This window comes from Komagataeibacter diospyri (genome assembly GCF_043995075.1).
In the GTDB taxonomy this organism is placed as follows: Bacteria; Pseudomonadota; Alphaproteobacteria; order Acetobacterales; family Acetobacteraceae; genus Komagataeibacter; species Komagataeibacter diospyri.
In genome coordinates this window covers 91634-107765 of the sequence record NZ_CP171836.1, presented here as the reverse complement: position 1 = coordinate 107765, position 16132 = coordinate 91634, and the positions used below count along the sequence as shown (strand labels likewise).

Here is a 16132-nt window from a genome sequence, read left to right as displayed (position 1 = left end):
TTCCACGACCGATAAGCCTCCCTTTACTGCGCGATCACCGCCGATTACCGCATGGGCTGTCGCACGGTCTTCTCAAATCCCCTTGCTCCTGTCCTTCATCGGTCCTGTCGCCCCATGACCGGGAAGGTGGACAGGATGGCACGCAAACCCGACAGGATCAGGATCGAGGTGTTCGGTCCCGCCAGTGAGGCGGAACCAACCGAAGAGACGTTCCGCGCGTCCGATGACACCATCCGCTTGCTCGCCCGCCTGCTCGGCCGGCAGATGGCCCGCGAGCAGTTCGAGCGTGCCCGCGCTCTGGAGCGGAAACAGGCCCGGCAGAACCGATCCGGCCCCATGCGGTAGCCTCCCTCCCCGGCTGCGCGTTCCCCGGCGAACGACCCTTCGTCGGGTAGTCGTGCATTTTTCTTGTGACCATTATGGTCCCGTGATATAAGGTCAGTCAATGAGGATCATCGCCCGCCGCACGCTGAGAGAGTTCGTCGACAGTCTGGCGGGCCAGAAGGACCAGCCGGCCGTCAAGGCGGCGCTGGACGCCTGGTTCACCGAAGTCGGCAGGGCCGCCTGGACGAGCACCGCCGATGTGAAGCGGCTCTATGCCACGGCCAGCATCGTCAGCGCCGCGCGAATCGTCTTCAACATAAAGGGCAACGCCTATCGCCTGGTCGTGGCGGTCGATTTCGAGAAAAGCATCGTCTGGATCAAATGGATCGGCACGCACAAGGCGTATGACAGGATCGACGTGACGGAGGTGGAACATGACGGCTGATCTGAAACCCATCCGCAACGAAGCGGATTATGACGCAGCACTCGAGGAGGTCGGCCGGCTGTGGGGTGCCAAAAGCGGCACGCCAGACGGCGACAAGCTCGACGTGCTGGCGACCCTGATCGACGCCTATGAGGCGAAGCACCATCCGATCGACCCGCCAGATCCGGTCGAGGCGATCCGCTTCCGCATGGAGCAACAGGGCCTCACCCGCAAGGATCTGGAGCCGATGATCGGTCCACGCAACCGGGTGGCGGACGTGCTGAACCGCAAGCGGGGCCTGTCGATCGACATGATCCGCCAGTTGCATGACGGCCTCGGCATCTCGGCCGAGGTGCTGATCCGGCCCAGCCGGATGGACCAGGTCGCCTGATAGGAAATACCTCCATGACCCGCGTCGCCCTGTATGCCCGCTACTCGTCCGACAACCAGCGTGAGGCGTCGATCGACGATCAGTTCCGCATTTGCCGGGAACACGCCAAACGCGAGAAGTGGAAGGTCATTGGTGCTTATAAGGATGCGGGTATCTCCGGCGCCAGCATGATTCTGCGTCCCGGCATCCAGACCCTGTTGCAGGACGCGCAGGCCGGACGGTTCGACATCGTGCTTGCCGAAGCGCTGGACCGTATCTCGCGCGACCAGGCTGACGTCGCCACCCTGTTCAAGCACCTGAAATTCGCCGGCGTGCCGATCGTCACCCTCGCCGAAGGTGAAATCAGCGAACTGCATGTCGGTCTCAAGGGCACGATGAACGCCCTGTTCTTGAAAGACCTGGCGGCGAAGACCCATCGTGGCCTGCGCGGTCGGGTCGAGGACGGCAAATCCGGCGGCGGTCTCTGCTACGGCTATCGCGTCGTCCGGCAGTTCGACGCAAAGGGCGAACAGATCCGGGGCGATCGCGAGATCGACGCGCATCAGGCGGACACCATCCGCCGCATCTTCCGGGACTTCGCCGCCGGCATCGGCCCGCGTGCCATTGCCAAGGCCCTGAACGATCAGGGCATCGCCGGCCCTGAGGGCAAGCTGTGGAGCGACACCACCATCCGGGGCCATGTGAAGCGTGGTACCGGCATCATCAACAACGAATTATACATTGGCCGGCTGGTCTGGAACCGCCAGCGTTACGTCAAAGACCCGTCCACCGGCAAGCGCGTCTCGCGCCTCAATCCAGAATCAGAATGGGTTATTACAGACGTGTCCAATCTGCGGATCGTCGATGATGCTCTCTGGCAGGCGACCAAGGCCCGCCAGAGCGTCATCGCCGAGAAATACGTCAACGTCACCGAGGCCGTGCGAGCGCATCACAAGCGCAACCGGCTCAACGGCACGCGCCGCCCGAAATCCCTGCTGTCGGGTCTGCTGTTCTGCGGTCAGTGCGGTGGTCCCTACACGCTGCGTGGCTCCGACCGTTTCGCCTGCTCGTCCCATGTCACCAATGGCTCCTGCACCAACAGCCGCACTATCCCCCGTCCTGATCTGGAACGCCGCGTGCTCTCCGGCCTCAAGGACCGGATGATGGCCCCCGAGATCGCGGCCGAGGCGATGCGCGCCTATGCCGAGGAGACCAACCGCCGCAACCGCGAGCGGCGGTCCAACGCCGATGTCTGGCAGGTCGAACAGGTGAAGGTCGAAAAGCAGATCCGGGGCATCATCGAAGCCATCAAGGAAGGCATGTTCCATCCCAGCATGAAAGCAGAGATGGATACGCTCGAAGCCCGCAAAGCCGAACTGGCGTCGCTACTCTCCGGCGTTCCCGATGACGTGCCTGACCTGCTGCCGAGCGCATCGGCGATCTACGCGCGCAAGGTCTGCCGCCTGACCGACGCCCTCAACCGCCCCGAGGAACGGCTTGAAGCGGCTGAGGCGCTGCGGGCGCTGATCGAGAAGGTCGTGCTCACTCCCGGCCCGAACCGGGGCGAGATCGACATGATGCTGTATGGGGAACTGGGCACGATCCTGAACTGGATCGAGCGGCAAGCCATTGGAAAGGCTGAAAAAAGAAACATTCCCGGAGCTTTGCTCACGGGAGTGTCGGTATCGGTGGTTGCGGGGGAAGGCAACCAACGATACTTGCGATTGGTGGACCGTGAGATACCCCGCCTCGCCGCATGACAGAACAATCATGCCAGCGCGCGTGGGCTTATCCAACCAGAATCCTTATTATAGGGAAGGTGCGCTGCTTGCCCAAATCCTCGAAATGGTGACGGGGTTCAAAAAGGACGAGCCTGATCTCATCGAAAGAAAGTGACCCGCGGATTCCGATATCGGGTAAGTCCTCTGATGCCACATCGCTGACGGCACTACGCCGTCATGCCCCGGACTACCTCGGCCAATATCCCGACACCCAGCCTGATCTGGCGGTCGTCCAGCGCTGCATATCCCATGACCAGCCCCGCACAGGCCGGGGCGTCTTCCGACCGCGCAGGATCATAAAGCGGCGACACCGGATAGAGGCCGATCCCCTTCTGACGGCCGCGCGCAACCAGTTCGGCTTCCACTGTCGCGGGCAGGTCGCGCAGCCAGACCACGACATGCAGCCCGGCATCCGCGCCCTCGATTGCGATCTGCGCGCCAAAAGCCTGTTCCAGAGCATCCAGCAGGCAGCGGCGACGTTCGCCGTTACGCCTGCGAACACGCCGGATGTGCCGTTCATACAGCCCGCTTTCCAGAAGCGATGCGAGGGCGTCCTGTTCAACCGTTGGCGTATGCCGGTCCGCAAGCTGCTTGGCAGCGGTAAAAACCCGCTTCAGACCGGACGGCACGATAAGATAGCCAATGCGCAGGGACGGCGAGAGGGTTTTGGAAACCGTCCCGGCATAGATGACGCGGCCTGTTTCGCTCCCAAGGCCATACAAAGGCGGCACGGGCTTGATGTCGTAGCGATACTCGCCGTCGTAATCGTCTTCCACCACATAAGCTCCAGTCGCTCTGGCCCATGCAAGCAACTGCTGGCGTCGGGAAACCGGCATGACGCCGCCGAGGGGAAACTGGTGGGAAGGCGTCACGTAGGCCAGACGGGCGTTCGTGTGGGCCAGAAGGCCCGTATCAAGGCCGTCTTCGCGGGCGGAAACGGAAACCGGCACCGCCCCGGTCGCGGCGAATGCCTGCCGGGCCATCTGGTAGCAGGGATTTTCCACGACAAACCTGTCCGCAGGATCAAGCAGGATGCGCGCGCACAGATCGAGGCCCTGTTGCGAGCCGCTGACGATGATGATCTGTTCCGCGTCGCAGCGGATGCCGCGCGCACGCCACAGATAGGCTTGCAGCGCCGTGCGCAGCCGTAGCGATCCTTCCGAACGGCCATAGGTCAGCCGGTCTGGCCGATGCGACGCGGCGGCCGAGAGCGCGCGCTTCCACAGCAGGGTCGGGAAATCCGCCGTGGACAGGTCGCCATAGCGGAAGTCGATGACCGGCTCCCGGTCGACTGATGTGGGAGCGGCCCTGTCCGCCAGCATTTTCATCCGTTCGCCATAGGCGGAAAGCCGATGCCGGGACCGGGGACGTACGCTTCCCGCACCTTCAGCCGGAATGGGCAGAAACGGTGCAACCCGCGTTGGCGCGCCCTGACGGCTCTCAAGGAAGCCCTCGGCCAGAAGCTGCTCGTAGGCCGATGTCACGGTCGAACGCGCCACCCCCAGCTCGGTCGCAAGCGCGCGAGTAGAAGGCATGGCCGCACCGGGCTGATACAGCCCCTCCCCGATCTGCGCCTTCAGCGCCTCGTAGATCCGCCGCCCGCCCAGCCGCCTTGTGCGGGATGGCTTCGGATCGGCATCGTCAGACTGGACTGTCATTATTTATCGGAACTGGACGTTAAGAATGGTCCAGTCTCGCGCTACTTTTTGGAAAAGCCAAGGAGTAATCCATGTACGTTCCATCCGCTTTCCGGGAAGACAACCCTGATACGCTGCGTGCGATCATTCGCAACGCCCGTCTGGCGCAGTTTGTCACCGCGACGGCCACGGGGCCGATCGCAACACCGCTGCCGATGTTTCTTGACCCGGATAAGGGCGAGCACGGGGTGCTTTACGGGCATCTCGCCAGGCCCAACCCTCAATGGCAGGAGCCCGTGCTCGGCGAGGCACTGGCGATCTTCATGGGCGCGGACGCCTATGTCAGCGCTGGCTCGTATCCCTCAAAGCAGGTCAACCACAAGGTCGTCCCGACCTGGGATTACGAAGCCGTACAGGCATTCGGTCCGGTGGAGTTCTTCAGCGATACGAGCCACCTGCTCGATGTCGTCACGCGCCTGACGGACCGGCACGAAGCACACCAGAAGACGCCGTGGCATGTCACGGATGCGCCGGATTCCTTCATTCAGGGGCAGCTCAAGGGCATCGTCGGGCTGCGCCTGCCGATCACCCGACTGGTGGGCAAGCGCAAGATGAGCCAGAACCGCTCGGCCGAGGATCGGGCGGGCGTCGCCCGTGGGCTGGCGGAAAGCAGCGATCCGCTGGATCGTGCAGTTGCCGGCATGATTCCGCTGGATGGCAAATAAGACATCGCTTCCTGTTCTTGACATATCGTTCCAGAACGCCGATATGTCAGGGCATGGCAAGACCCAAGGCATTTGACCGGGATGCGGCCCTGGCCGCAGCAACGAAGACCTTCGCGACCTACGGGTATGAAGGAACGTCGACCGCATTACTCGTCAAAAGCATGGGGATCGGCCGTCAGAGCCTGTACGACACTTTCGGGGACAAGCATGCGCTGTATCTTGAAGCGCTGCAGCACTACTGCTTCGACAGTGTAGGACAGCTCGCGGCGACACTCCAGTCGGCCGGTTCCCCTCTGGCCGGAATTGAAGCCGCCCTGCTGGGCTTCGCGGCCCGCATTCAGGATGACACCATGTGTCTTGGCGTAGGCTCAATATGCGAATTTGGCCGACGCGACCGGGAAGTGGCCACCATTGGCAAATCATCGGCCGCGAGCCTGCAGAACATTTTTGCCGCAACGATCCAGCGCGGCAAGGATCTTGGCGAAATCCCGACGGAGATTGATCCGAAGGACGCCGCACGGTTCATCAACGCGACGTTCATCGGCTTGAAAGTCATGGCACGCGGGGGCGCGACACGCGACGACCTGCGCGCCACCGCCCAGATGGCCCTACGCTGTCTTGCCTAGGGGAAAGCCCCCTTTTTTTGTTCTTTATTTGACTGTTCGTTCCATAAAACTGAACGAACAGTCAGCAGATCGACCAGGAGTTTCCACCAATGAGCCTTTCGCTGACCGGAAAAGTTGCTTTTGTTACGGGCGGATCGCGCGGAATCGGTGCTGCCATTGTCCGTCGCCTCGCGGCAGATGGCGCGGCCGTAGCCTTCACCTATGCCGCCTCGGCCGATGAAGCCAACAGGGTTGCATTCGAAGTTGTAGCAAGCGGGGGCAAGGCCCTCGCCATCAGGGCGGACAACACCAGTGCCGATGAAATCAGGGCTGCCGTGTCGCGCACGGTCGCGGAACTGGGCGGCCTCGACATTCTGGTGAACAACGCCGGCATCGTGCTCGGTGGACCGGTGGACGAGTTCGCGCTCGACACCTTCGACAGGATGTTCGCCGTCAATGTGCGCGGCACCTTCGTCGCGATTCAGGCAGCCGTCCCGCACATGAAGGAAGGCGGACGGATCATCAACAACAGCAGCGTGGTCGCGCATTACACCGCCTTCCCCGGCTCCTTCGCCTACGCGATGACCAAGGGCGCCGTCAGCTCCATGACGCGCGCCATTGCCCGCGATCTCGGGCCGCGCGGAATCACGATCAACGCGATCGAGCCCGGCCCGACCGAAACCGACAACATCAGGAACGACGCGATGCGTGACATGCTGCGTCCCCGCATGGCGCTCGGCCGCCTGGGGTCGGATGCGGAAGTCGCGAGCTTCGTGGCCTATCTCGCCAGCCCTGAATCCAGCTTCATCACGGGCTCCCTGCTGACGATCGACGGCGGTTACTCCGCCTGATCCCGGCCGACCGGAACCATTCCCAGCAAAGGACAGTCCAGATGTCAGATGCAGGAGAAACAGTCCGGCAGTTCGTCGCGTCCTTTGAGCAGAGGGATGCGGACCTGCTCGGGACATTCTTTGACGACGCCATTGTGTTTTCCAACCACGGCGACCCCGAAGTGCGCGGCAAAGAGAACGTCGTGCAGATCTGGAAGCGGGTCTTCGAGACGTTCGCGCAGGTGCGTTTCGAGACGATCCATCAGGCCGTCAACGGCGCGATCGTGCTGGCCGAACAGATCCATCACCTGGCCCTGCCCGATCGTGAAGCCGCTGCCATCCCCAACATGGCGACCTATGAGGTCCGCAATGGCCGGATCGTGCTCTGGCATGATTACAGCGACGGCCAGTCCGCCCGCGCGGCCCTGAACGCCACGAAGCCGCTTGCGGCGTCGCAGTCGTGACCTGACTCATATCCCTTTTGACTAATCATTCCAAGGAAGACTGACATGCACGCTATCGTCATGCGCGAACCCGGTGGCCCCGACGTTCTCGAACTGGTCGAAAGGCCCGCCCCGGTGCCGGGTCCCGGCGAGGTTCTGGTCGATGTGGCCGCAGCCGGCGTAAACTTCATGGATACCGGCGTCCGGCGCGGAATGTTCTGGACGGAAGCCGATCCGAAGATCCTCGGCGTCGAGGGCGCGGGCCGCGTCCTGTCCGTTGGCGAAGGTGTCGAGGATTTCCGGCCGGGCGAGCGCGTGGCCTGGGTCTATTCTCCCGGAAGCTATGCCAGTCGCGCCATCGTTTCGGCGGCGGCCCTTGTGCCCGTTCCCGATGCGATTGACGACCGGACAGCCGCATCCGTCATGATGCAGGGCCTGACGGCCAGCCATTTCGCGACGGATTTCTACCCCGTCCAGCCGGGCGAGTTTGCCCTCGTCCACGCGGCAGCGGGCGGGCTTGGCCTGCTGCTGACGCAGATCATCAAGATCCGGGGCGGCAAGGTCATCGGCCGGGTGTCCGCGCAGGAGAAGGTTGAGATCGCGCGTCAGGCCGGTGCCGATCATGTCATCGTGGAGGCTGGCGGCCATTTCGCCGAAGAAGTCGTGCGCCTGGCCGACGGCGAAGGCGTGCATGTCGCCTATGACGGCACAGGTCCCGTGACGTGGAAGGCATCGCTCGATGCCCTGCGCCGGTCCGGCACGCTGTGCTGGTTCGGTCCGGTGCTTGGCGGCCCCGGCCCGATCGAGATCACCAGCATCCCGAAGAGCATCAAGATCGGCTACGCGGTTTTCATGGACCACGTTCATACGCCGGATCTGCTCCGTGCCCATTCGGCGCAGCTCTTCAACTGGATCACTGAAGGCAGGCTGAAGGTCCACATTGGCGGCACCTACCCGCTGGCCGACGCCGCCCGCGCCCATGCCGACATGGAAAGCCGCAAGACGACCGGAAAGCTCCTGCTGATCCCGTAAAAAGTGGAGAAGCCGGGATTATTCAGGGATGCGGAGTAGAGCGCTCCTGATCAGTTCCGGCCCCTCCTCGTCTGTCGCCACGAAAAACTTGGGAAAATGGTGTTTAAACTTCGTTGAAACGAAAAGATTATCCTACTCGTAGCGGGGTAACATCTTCCTTATCTCCCGCACCTTTTTTGGGAAAAGGCGTATGATAATCGATGGCCTTTTGCCGAGGGTCGCATAAGAAGGCTGCGTCCGAAAATCATGCTCGCCACGGTGACGAATGTCCTGCAGATCGGCCAATCATCACAGCACGGTAGATATCTGGCCCGACTATAAGAATGGGCCAGAATTCGCCCGTCAACGTTGGCTTGACGAAAATGTCTCTGAGGGACGTAATGTTTTGAATAAAGGCGTCTGCTGTCTGTCTGCCAAATTTATCCGGTGGACAGAGCCTCACACACGATCCTGCATGATCAGATGATAAAGGACCGAAGTTCCATCACGTCGCGTTTGGGTACGGTCCCGAACCTGCGGACATAGTCCCGACTGAACTGCGACGGGCTTTCGTAACCAACTTCAAACGCCGCGTGCGAGACGTTGACGTCCTCTGATACCATCAGGCGGCGCGCCTCAAGCAGTCGCAACTGTTTTTGATACTGGAGCGGCGTCATGGACGTCAGTGTCTTGAAATGCTGATGGAAGGACGAGAGGCTCATGCGTGCAACGGCGGCAAGATGCTCAATCCTTACCGGCTTCGTAAAGTTGGCGCGCAGCAGATGAATGGCCTCTGCAACCCGTTGCATGTGACTGTCGGGCAGGACGAGTTTACAGACCTCGCCCGCATGAGGCCCTGTTAACAGCCAGAAACAGATTTCCCGCATGATCGCAGGCCAGAGGATCGGGGGCGCCGCAGGATTATCGAGCAGTCGTACAAGTCGTCGGATGCAATCCGCCAGATCTTCAGACAGGTCGGCGACGAAGACCCCGATACCCTGATCATTCGACGGAACAGGCGGCTGAGCGAGTTCCGACATGACCTCACGCAGGATACCTGCGTCCAGATCCAGGGTGATGCCGATATAGGGACACTCAGGGCTTGCTTCCGTCACGCGGCCAAGAGCGGGTATTTCGATGCTGACCAGCAGGAACGCCATCGCCCCATACTCGAAAATGGCATCGCCAAACTCTACCGCCTTCGCACCCTGAAGGGTGATGCAGAGCGACGGTTTGTAGACCATGCCACTCGGCGGCGTCTTTTCGCTCAGTCTGATGATATTCAGACCGTCGAACGACGTCGTGCAAAGCCCATTCGCGCCACAACCCTGCGCGTCCAGATAGCAGGTTACAGCTCTGGCGAGAGATGAAGACATGCCTTGCTCCGGCCAAAATTCCAACGGCTCCAATCTACACACTGCGCATGGCCTGAGCCAGACCATTGCAGGATCGGGCAAGAAATTTGGCAGTTCGGGCATTCGTCCTCCCGACAGGCACAGCTAAATATCGAGCATCTGCCGAGACCAATGGCGAGCGTCATCGGACTATCGACCATCACTTCCCAAAGAGAATTTGTTGCTTTTACAGGAACCGAATATGAGAAAATGGACGACATCAGACATTCCAGACATACATGGCCGTTCATTCGTCGTGACCGGGACTGGCGGCCTTGGGTTTGAGGATGCGCTGGCGCTCGCACATGCTGGCGCAACGGTCATTCTCGCCGGACGAAATCCAGCCAAGGGCTCGGACGCCGTCGCACGGATAAAAAGAGAGGCCCCCAAGGCAGCCATCAGCTTTGAGGCTCTTGATCTGGCTGATCTTGCGTCAATTGCCGCGTTTGGCGAACGTCTGCGTAGCCAACACGACCATCTCGACGTGCTTATCAACAATGCTGGCGTGATGATGCCCCCCACACGCAAAGTGACCTCAGATGGTTTCGAACTGCAGTTCGGAACCAATTATCTTGGACATTTCGCCCTCACCGCGCATCTGCTGCCCCTGCTTCGCAAGGGGAACCATCCGCGCGTTGTAACACTCTCCAGCATTGCAGCGCGTGACGGTCGGATCACGTTTGATGATCTGCAGACAACACGTAATTATAAGCCCATGACGGTTTACAGCGAGTCCAAGCTGGCTTGCCTGATGTTTGCGTTAGAACTTCAGCGTCGCAGCGAAGCGGGAAACTGGGGGATCACCAGCATCGCAGCCCATCCCGGCATTTCGCGTACCGATCTGCTTCCGAACGGGGCTGGGGCTTCGAGCATATTGGGCCTTGCGCGGCGGATATTGTGGTTTCTCTTCCAGCCAGCCGCCCAGGGCGCACTCCCGACACTTTTCGCCGCGACGTCATCGGAGGCAAAAGGCGGCTGCTATTATGGCCCCGATAAACTGAACGAGACGCGGGGGTATCCCACCGCCGCCAAAATACCTCCCGCCGCACTCGACCGGCAGGCTGCTGCCCGCCTGTGGGATATCTCCGAACAGCTTACCCATGTGCAATTCGGGTAATCAGGGCCACCACAATCGGCAAACACACTGGAGACGTTGACGATTGCGCCTCCTGCCCATGGCCAAGATCGCGGGGGATTTCATATTTGAGTCCGTAGAACAGGTTGCTGAAGTCAATACCGTTCGTACGGTTCCAGGTTGCGCCGGTATCGGAGGCACGCGGCCCGCTTGATGGACGTCAGGCGTAGTAAGCCGGCTGTTCGAGATCGGCGAGCAGTGAAGGGCCTGTGGGGTTCCAGCCGAGAAGCGCACGCGTTCGCGCACTGGAAGCCGCCATGTTCCCGCCCGCCATGGTGGCGAACCAGCCAAAATGCTCCCGTTCTCTCGGCTCGGCCGGCAAGCCGAGCCGACGACCAATGATGCTGGCAATGTCCCTGAACGGTACGGCTTCATCGGCGACCGCATGATAGACGGCCTCAGTCACGCCCTGTTCGAGCGCAAGCCGATAAACTTTTGTCGCGTCCAGTCGATAGACGCCGGACCATTTGTTCTGGCCGTCATCGATATAGGCTGACACCCCCTTTTCGCGCGCCAGGCGAATGGCGATCGGAATGAACCCGTGATCGCCGATGCCGTGTACTGACGGCGCGAGCCGCACCGTGGCAACACGGACACCGCGTTCCTTCAGCGCCCACGCGGCCACCTCAGATCTGCGCGGAGAGGCCGGATCAGGCAGATCCGCCTCCGTTGCGCCGGCAGGCAGGCCCGACAGACCGGACGTGACAAGTAGCGGGTGCTTCGATCCTTCCAGCGCACTGCCCAACGCCTCAATCACACGCTGATCCTGCGCCGCACTTTCGGGGAATTTCGAGAAATCATGGTTGAACGCCGTATGAATGACCGCATCCGCTTCCGAGGCGGCGTTTTTCAGTGCGTCCAGATCATCGAGCGTGGCGCGTAAGACCGTCGCACCGGATGCGGCCAGGCGAGCCGCCTTTTCATCATTCCGGGCCAGACCGGTCACCTGATGCCCGGCACCGATCAGGTCCTGAACCACGGCGGAACCGACCCAGCCGGTGGCCCCTGTTACGAAGACATGCATGGTTCCGTCCTCTTCAGATATTGGAATTATGTTCAGCCAAGCCTTACGGACAGTTCGACATCCCCGGCGAACGGTACGGAGAGATACCCGGCGGCAGGAGAGCGAACGCGCGCCAGATACGCAGGGCTGTGATCGGCATTATCCGCGACGATCAGCGCGCCGGTCTGCAGCCTGTCCTCCAGAAGATCAAGAATATCAGGATAGAGCGGCTTGGCGCCGTCAAGCAGTACGAGATCGATGCTCTCGGGGAGACCGGTCGCCAGCGTCTGCAGGGCGTCGCCCTCGCGGAACTCCACAAGATCGGCCAGACCCGCTTCTTCAAGATGATGCCGGGCGCGGGCAATCTTGGAGGATTCAAACTCGGTGGTAATCAGCCTGCCACCGCCATTGTCGCGCAGCGCGGCGGCGAGATGGATGGTGGAGAGACCGAAGGACGTTCCGAACTCAACAATGCCTTTCGCCCAGTTGGCGCGTGCCAGCATGTAAAGCAGCGTACCCGTCTCACGCGAAACAGGGAGCCACAGGTCTTTTGCGAGACCATAGAATTTCCGATAGTCGGTCCGATTTCCGGCAAGGCGCTGCAATTCCTCACGGGGCAATTCCGAGACGGCAGGGCTTGTTGCGGCGTCTGCCTCAGCAAACAGGCGATCCAGTAAAGACGCAACAAGCGCGCTGGTCAGCGTCGAGGTCTTTTCGAGGGTCACGGGGGCGGTCATGGGGTGATCTCCGCACTAGGTTTCGCGCTTTCCGTGCGCCCCACAAAAATACGACGAATCCGTCACCTCCACTATTCGCATTGCGCCGCCCACAGAACGGCTTTGAAATACTCAGTGTTTTTCATCAGAAATATTGGGAGCGCACCGCCGGGCTCATCGAGCGGGTTCGCATTTCCCACATGGGAGGCAGAGCAGTTACCGTTCTCGGTCAGCCTGTGCCGTGACTGTCCGAACCGCATAGTCGGCCGAGATCTTCACAAGCCAGGCGCAGAACATGTCGGCCATGGCGTCCGCATAGGCATCGATTTCCGCGATTGTCCGGGCAGTCCCGGAAAATTCCTTGCCGACCGCGCTGAAGGTCATCGTGATCAGATCAGCCGCCAGTTCACGCGTTCGGTCGGGCGCGTCCGGGAGAATCTCCTGCATGAAACGCAGCATGATCCGGTCGCCGGATTCCCGTGCTTCAGAGGCCTCGGGCGCATCCCGATAAAGAGGAGCCGCATCGCCCAGCGCCACGCGAACAGCCGCCTCTTCGCATTCGGACTGTATGAAGGCATGAGTCACCGCGCGCAAACGCTCCAGGGGCGGATGACGCTCATCTTCAAGGATATCGCGCAGCATTCCTGTCGTTCGCCGCCATTCGTCGGCCTGGAGCCGGAACAGGATCGCTGCCTTGTTGGGAAAATACTGATATAGTGAACCAACGCTTACGCCCGCCTTCTCGGCAACGCGCGCTGTCGTAAAGCGGGTGGCACCTTCCTCCGCCAGCACCAGTGTTGCGGCTTCCAGAATGGTTGCCACAAGCCCGGCGGAGCGGGTTTGCTTGGGCTGTTTTCGGGCCGAAATTCGAGGCTTGGGACGATCGGTCATGCCACTCCGTAAAACGCGAACAAGCAATGTGACGAATTAATCGTGTTTCCAGTCCCGCGCAAGCAGAGCCAGTCGGCCAACTCCCTGCATCAGACCGCAGGAAAACCTGGTTCCAGCCAGTAGCGTCTCTACTCGTCCCAACTAGACGCTCGCGTTACCGACATACTCCCACACAACTGGTCGATCCGGGCGGCCAGGTCCAATCTGGGCAAGACCCGTCCCTGACCGGACGTGTGTCAAACGCTGGCGAGAGCGTAATGGCCGCGACAAGCAGGGAGACAGGAGAACCGCCCGAGCCTTGCTCACATGTCATCAGGTGCGTGCTTTCCATATGGCGGTCCAGCGCCACCTGTGATCTCCAGCTTTCCAAAAAATATTATACCGTTTTCCAGCCAAGGCACACATACAAACCTGAAAGCGGCCCACGTCTTTGCTCCAGCCTCCGGCTTTACGGCCAGAACGCAGTCTGGCAAAAAGAGAGCGCCGAAAAAGACGTATGTCGGTTTGGTAAGCCCGACGCCCTGAACATGGTTCTGATCATGCTCTCCTGCCAGAGCAGATCCCGCGGCCGGATCACATGGTTCAGACGCCATGATGTGACGGCTGTCGCGCGTCCTGTCCTCAAGGGGAACAGGATGGATCACCCGTTCACAGGTCCGCCTGCAACGCATGATACAGGGCTTTTCGGATGAAGCTGAACCATATCAACCTCTGCACCAGCAATGTGCTGGCACTGTCTTCCCTGCTTGAAAAACACTTCGGGTTTGTTCTTGAAGAAACACGCGGACAGCACGCTTTTGCCCAGCTTACGGGCACGGATGGCATGACGCTGATCCTGATGGACATGAGCAAAACACCCCAGCCCTACCCGCGCAATTTCCATATCGGGTTCATTCTCGATGATCCGCAGGAGGTGCGTGCCCGACATGCCAGTTTGTGCGTCGACGGCTATCTGCCGGGACCGGTGGAAGTCATGACGCGTGGGCGTGACCGCTGGACCCTGTTCTATCACCCCGCAGGTGACGACCTGCTGATCGAGGTCAGTGCACAGGAACCGGCGTGACTATCGCGCCTGTCGCCTGCCTCACGCCACCCGGCATCTGACGCCGGGTGGCAAACTGTTCCGGTTACTTCGTGTCTTCTACGGCAAGCTTTCCGTCCCGGACGCCATACTGCTTCTGATTATCCGGTCCGATCAGCGACGAGGCATGGCTTGCAAACGTCACGGGCAGGGAGACGGGTGACTTTACGGGACGGTAATTCCCTGCATCATTCACATCCCCTGCCCCGACATACTGCGCAATGTAGGGATAGGGATAAACCGGGCGGCTGGCGATCGCTGCCGCATCCGGCCGGGCGTAAGGCTGGTTGGGCATGGGGGCCATGTGGATCTGGCCACCAGCCGGCGGCTTGCCGTGCCCTCCGGGCGGCGGTCCCATCGGCCCATCACCCTGGGCTGTCTTTTCCGTACGAATAGCGTTGGGCGCAATGCCAGATTCCGTCCAAGCCATGAGCGGGGACAGAAAATCGACCTGCGGGAAGCCCTCACCGTTTCCACAATGTCCCACACCGGGCAGCAGATAGAATTTCAGGAAACTGTCAGTCTGCTCCACGCCCATTTCCCGCTGCACGCCCTGATAATACGCGATGGTGTTCAGGGGCGAGATCGACTGGTCTGCCAGCCCGTGCCACAAGATAAGGCGACCGCCACGCTTGTGAAACGGGTGGAGGTTCGTGTTCTCGGCATTATACAGCGGCGCCAGTTCGGTCATGTGGGCGAAGGATGTGTCATCAAAGTGGAAGCGGGCCAGATCAGCCGCTTTTTCATCCACCTCAGGCGGAATGACGTAAGCAATGGCGGAGGCCGCAATGCCCTGGCTCATGGACTCAGCTCGTGCTGTGGCTGGCAGCGCCCATTGCAGTTCCGATCCCGGCAATGGACCACCGATGATGTAGGGATGCCCTTCCCCGTCCGTAGCCCCCTTGTAAAGCCGTAGCGCCGCCTGCGTTTCATCCGTTGTCAGACAATGCGATGTGTCTCTCTGGCCTGCCGGGCACTGAACCCATGCGGGGTCGAAACTGCAGGCGCGAGGGTCTTCAAGAATACCGTCCCTTACACCCGATAGCGTATCGCAATGGCGGATGACGGCGTCATGCAGAACACCAACGCGGCTTTGCAGCAGGATATTGGTGCCATCGGCACGCTGCTTCCCGCGCACGTTCCACGCATGGTAAAAGGAGTTCTGCACGGTAAACAGCGCAGCCGGAGCCCCTGCGGAAATCCCGTCAAAATCCTCGGGGTAGCGCTGCGCCTCCATCAGGGCTTCACGCCCGCCATCGGAACATCCTACAAAGTAGGAATATTTCGGGGCCTGGCCGTAGAAGGCCGCCGTCAGGGCCTTGGCCGCCAGAGCGGTGACATGGTTGGCGCGATAGGCGAAATCGATACGTTTTTGCGGGTTCCTGCCAAATTCGCCTTGTGCCAGCCCCATCATGGAACCGGTATGCCCCATATCGTCACCCACCATGACAAATTCGCCATTCAGCGCCGGGACGCACGCCCCTGCATTGCTGACGCCTACATGGGTCATCCCGCACAGACCACCGCAACCACCGAGCAGGAAACGCTGGGTCCAGTGCTCCATGGGCAGATCGACTTCAAAGGAAATGGTTGGCGCGATCTGGCCCGTGACCTTGCAGAATTTACCCTTTGGGGTCTGGAGCAGGGTAGCCTTCTGACCGTGAACCTCGGCCCCGACGGCATGTGTCAGATCGACATTGCCCAGCGCTTCACATGACAGGATGGGTCTTACCACCGGCAGACTGACAATATCTGCGGCTTG

At 60.8% G+C, this 16132-nt stretch carries 17 protein-coding genes; 11 read left to right on the top strand and 6 right to left on the bottom strand.

The features are described 5' to 3' along the window. Window positions 1-114 precede the first annotated feature (114 nt). The 4 genes from ACE2AA_RS00525 (at window position 115) to ACE2AA_RS00510 (ending at window position 2878) form a co-directional block, all read left to right on the top strand. Entirely contained in the window at window positions 115-345 is a 231-nt protein-coding gene (locus ACE2AA_RS00525) for a hypothetical protein (protein WP_395370613.1), read from the top strand. Window positions 346-445: 100 nt separating this feature from the next. Continuing rightward, on the top strand, window positions 446-769 hold the full coding sequence (locus ACE2AA_RS00520) for a type II toxin-antitoxin system HigB family toxin (protein ID WP_395370611.1): 324 nt from the start codon (window positions 446-448) through the stop codon (window positions 767-769). Then, window positions 759-1139, top strand: a complete 381-nt coding sequence (locus ACE2AA_RS00515) for a type II toxin-antitoxin system HigA family antitoxin (protein ID WP_395370609.1) — start codon at window positions 759-761, stop codon at window positions 1137-1139. Before ACE2AA_RS00520 ends, ACE2AA_RS00515 begins: the two co-directional genes overlap by 11 nt. 14 nt (window positions 1140-1153) lie before the next feature. Then, the gene (locus tag ACE2AA_RS00510; RefSeq protein WP_395370606.1) at window positions 1154-2878 is read left to right on the top strand and encodes a recombinase family protein; all 1725 of its coding nucleotides are present in this window, start codon (window positions 1154-1156) and stop codon (window positions 2876-2878) included. A 188-nt stretch (window positions 2879-3066) separates the two neighbouring features. On the opposite strand, the gene ACE2AA_RS00505 is transcribed toward ACE2AA_RS00510, so the two are convergent. Beyond that, window positions 3067-4557, bottom strand: coding sequence for a PLP-dependent aminotransferase family protein (locus tag ACE2AA_RS00505; protein WP_395370604.1), 1491 nt, complete (start codon window positions 4555-4557; stop codon window positions 3067-3069). A gap of 71 nt (window positions 4558-4628) precedes the next feature. On the opposite strand from ACE2AA_RS00505, the gene ACE2AA_RS00500 reads away from it, so the two are divergent. The 5 genes from ACE2AA_RS00500 (at window position 4629) to ACE2AA_RS00480 (ending at window position 8171) form a co-directional block, all read left to right on the top strand. Continuing rightward, on the top strand, window positions 4629-5261 hold the full coding sequence (locus ACE2AA_RS00500; RefSeq protein ID WP_395370602.1) for an FMN-binding negative transcriptional regulator: 633 nt from the start codon (window positions 4629-4631) through the stop codon (window positions 5259-5261). Between the two features lie 53 nt (window positions 5262-5314). Then, window positions 5315-5887, top strand: a complete 573-nt coding sequence (locus tag ACE2AA_RS00495; RefSeq protein WP_395370601.1) for a TetR/AcrR family transcriptional regulator — start codon at window positions 5315-5317, stop codon at window positions 5885-5887. An 89-nt stretch (window positions 5888-5976) separates the two neighbouring features. Beyond that, window positions 5977-6717 (top strand): SDR family NAD(P)-dependent oxidoreductase, encoded by a 741-nt coding sequence (locus ACE2AA_RS00490; RefSeq protein ID WP_395370599.1) that lies wholly within the window; start codon window positions 5977-5979, stop codon window positions 6715-6717. A 41-nt stretch (window positions 6718-6758) separates the two neighbouring features. Further along, window positions 6759-7160: a nuclear transport factor 2 family protein gene (locus tag ACE2AA_RS00485; protein WP_395370598.1), complete on the top strand. Its 402-nt coding sequence runs from the start codon at window positions 6759-6761 to the stop codon at window positions 7158-7160. Between the two features lie 45 nt (window positions 7161-7205). Beyond that, a complete protein-coding gene (locus ACE2AA_RS00480; RefSeq protein WP_395370596.1) occupies window positions 7206-8171 on the top strand; it encodes a quinone oxidoreductase family protein in 966 nt (321 codons plus the stop codon). Window positions 8172-8629: 458 nt separating this feature from the next. Here ACE2AA_RS00480 and ACE2AA_RS00475 read toward each other — a convergent pair whose 3' ends face one another. Beyond that, on the bottom strand, window positions 8630-9526 hold the full coding sequence (locus ACE2AA_RS00475) for an AraC family transcriptional regulator N-terminal domain-containing protein (RefSeq protein ID WP_395370595.1): 897 nt from the start codon (window positions 9524-9526) through the stop codon (window positions 8630-8632). 220 nt (window positions 9527-9746) lie between these two features. Between ACE2AA_RS00475 and ACE2AA_RS00470 the strand changes: the two genes are divergently transcribed. After that, window positions 9747-10661 carry an SDR family oxidoreductase gene (locus tag ACE2AA_RS00470; protein ID WP_395370593.1) on the top strand — a complete coding sequence of 305 codons (915 nt, stop codon included), beginning with the start codon at window positions 9747-9749 and terminating at the stop codon, window positions 10659-10661. 178 nt (window positions 10662-10839) lie between these two features. On the opposite strand, the gene ACE2AA_RS00465 is transcribed toward ACE2AA_RS00470, so the two are convergent. The 3 genes from ACE2AA_RS00465 to ACE2AA_RS00455 all read right to left on the bottom strand — a co-directional run bounded on the left by ACE2AA_RS00465 (window position 10840) and on the right by ACE2AA_RS00455 (window position 13289). Beyond that, window positions 10840-11703 carry an SDR family oxidoreductase gene (locus tag ACE2AA_RS00465; RefSeq protein ID WP_395370591.1) on the bottom strand — a complete coding sequence of 288 codons (864 nt, stop codon included), beginning with the start codon at window positions 11701-11703 and terminating at the stop codon, window positions 10840-10842. 32 nt (window positions 11704-11735) lie between these two features. After that, the gene (locus ACE2AA_RS00460; RefSeq protein WP_395370589.1) at window positions 11736-12419 is read right to left on the bottom strand and encodes an O-methyltransferase; all 684 of its coding nucleotides are present in this window, start codon (window positions 12417-12419) and stop codon (window positions 11736-11738) included. A 195-nt stretch (window positions 12420-12614) separates the two neighbouring features. Next, on the bottom strand, window positions 12615-13289 hold the full coding sequence (locus ACE2AA_RS00455; protein WP_395370588.1) for a TetR family transcriptional regulator: 675 nt from the start codon (window positions 13287-13289) through the stop codon (window positions 12615-12617). Window positions 13290-13977: 688 nt separating this feature from the next. Between ACE2AA_RS00455 and ACE2AA_RS00450 the strand changes: the two genes are divergently transcribed. After that, on the top strand, window positions 13978-14352 hold the full coding sequence (locus ACE2AA_RS00450; protein ID WP_395370586.1) for a VOC family protein: 375 nt from the start codon (window positions 13978-13980) through the stop codon (window positions 14350-14352). Between the two features lie 64 nt (window positions 14353-14416). Here ACE2AA_RS00450 and ACE2AA_RS00445 read toward each other — a convergent pair whose 3' ends face one another. Further along, entirely contained in the window at window positions 14417-16105 is a 1689-nt protein-coding gene (locus ACE2AA_RS00445) for a tannase/feruloyl esterase family alpha/beta hydrolase (protein ID WP_395370585.1), read from the bottom strand. Between the last annotated feature and the right edge of the window lie 27 nt (window positions 16106-16132).